The 1980-nt window shown below is 39.5% G+C and carries 3 protein-coding genes; all 3 read right to left on the bottom strand.

Annotation, left to right across the window (positions count from 1 at the left end):
* Positions 1–132: 132 nt before the first annotated feature.
* Positions 133–618, bottom strand: coding sequence for a hypothetical protein (locus AACW06_RS19295; protein WP_069548082.1), 486 nt, complete (start codon positions 616–618; stop codon positions 133–135).
* Between the two features lie 140 nt (positions 619–758).
* Positions 759–1298, bottom strand: coding sequence for a hypothetical protein (locus AACW06_RS19290; RefSeq protein ID WP_238336761.1), 540 nt, complete (start codon positions 1296–1298; stop codon positions 759–761).
* 454 nt (positions 1299–1752) lie between these two features.
* On the bottom strand, positions 1753–1980 hold a 228-nt coding region (locus AACW06_RS19285), incomplete at its 5' end, for a hypothetical protein (RefSeq protein WP_192076301.1).

The raw sequence follows: 1980 nt of genomic DNA, 5'->3' as shown, positions 1-1980 counted from the left end.
AGAGCTCTGTGATGAAATCGCACACAAATTAAATACGCGCCCACGCAAAAGACTTGGGTATAGAACACCACTGGAGTATATTCATGCGCATCTGTAAAAAATGTCGCACTTCAAACTTGATACTAAGTAGCTTTAACACTTTGATGTACATGGGCTTGAAAAGCTTAGATTACACTTTTCAGATACATGTAATGGCTCAACTGAAGGTAACGACAAACAAAAAGCTAAGATATTTCTGGCTTCTTCTCGTTCTTTGTCAGTCATACTTGTGAATACAAATCTAGCACCATCTTGATATAAACGCTTTGCGAGTAATGGAGCCATTGGCTCAAAAATAGGACCCGATGACTCTAACAAAACAAATTTTTCGAATTTAAGTATATCTGCGCGATGAGCTTCGGAGCCATTCATTCTCGTCGGCTTGATGCCAACCCAATTGATCTTTCGATCAATTCCATAACTGCAGGGCTCATTACCTAAACCGCCAACACCTATTACAGCATCAAAATCATAGTCACGGATTTCCCCCATGCAGTCGTTTACACCAAACTCACCTTTCCCATTGGGATCACCAACGTGAGTTCGCTTGTAAACGAGTATATTCTTTATATCTTGCAAGTTCCCTCCTGCTACATAACGCCCAATTAAGGGGTGAACAACGCCTCCTCCTAAACCTAAAGCATTGTGCCATAAACACTAAACTGACTTAAAGTGAGGGCGCCAAGCGTTGTGAATCCCTCTTAAATTGCTTGTTATATTTATGATTCAAGATCTTTTCGTATATCTTGCCAAGCCTTCTCAAGTACTTTTTGGGACTGCTCCTCAAATGCTTTGAGATAACTTCCGACATCTTTTACAGACTCTTTCTCGTTATTACCAATGTTTTTAACCACATCAGATAGCAGACTTTTTAATACCTTCGAATAGTCTTTATTAACGTCTAGCATAAGATGAATTTTACTGCGGTAGTATAGCAACGTTTGGTAATTCTCTTTCCCTTCTACCGTAGCTACGTAATCTTTAACAATCTTACCGCGGACAGAAATTACTCCAGCAACTGCAACAAACTTAGAAATCGTTTCTCTTAACTCAGTGAGCCATTGCTGTCTCAGGTTTGCAACTTTTTCTTTACTTTGACTTTTTTGGTTCCGGCGAGTTATAACAACTACAGCAATCGAAGTAAGAATACTTCCTACACCGATTGCACCAGTAACAATAATTGTTGGCCAGTCAGGGCTAACAGATATGAGTATCTCTTCAGTTCCACTACTAAGAACTAGTTTTTCTAGGTTCAACATTAACTCCAAAGTCAAAATAAATATAACGCCGCATTAAGTGGTGAGCGACGCTAAACACCAACGCCTCGACAAACCACTTAAAACACAAAAACTGAATTTACACTAAAACCGCCAAGCGTTGCGAATCCGTCTTAAATGCTTTGTTATGCAAATTCAATAAGATAAACCAGAAGTTACACTACATTTGATTAAGAAAACAATCTAAATATTGGTTAAGTGAACCAAGAATCAGCCAAAGCCTGAACCGTGATAAATAAGCCGCCAAAACAAAATCCACCTTTCAACGACAAACCAAGCTTTTGAATGAGACAAAATCACCGAGCAAGACTTTCAGCAAATGCGAAATGATCGATTAACTTGCCATTTCCACACTTTGCACCCGTTAAACTGACAACGCGCCAACGCTAAAACCAATTGAGGCAAACAAAGAAATTTGCCTGTTTTACGGTTTAAGTTAACCAAGAATTTGAGGGTAAAAATGCTCATTTGCCGACAACACAAAACGAATAGCCGGAGAAATCCCAAAAGATTGAACCCCTAAATTTACCTGAGTTGCATAACGCCCAATTAAGTGGTGAACAACGCACTGGCCAAGCCGCTGCATTGCACCGTAAAACACTTTACCTAACGCATAGTAAAACTGCCACGCGTTGAGAATCCACTTGAATTGCTTGTTATGTGA

This window comes from Vibrio sp. S12_S33 (genome assembly GCF_963889785.1).
Classification (GTDB): domain Bacteria; phylum Pseudomonadota; class Gammaproteobacteria; order Enterobacterales; family Vibrionaceae; genus Vibrio; species Vibrio aestuarianus.
This window is presented reverse-complemented; position numbering and strand designations above follow the sequence as displayed.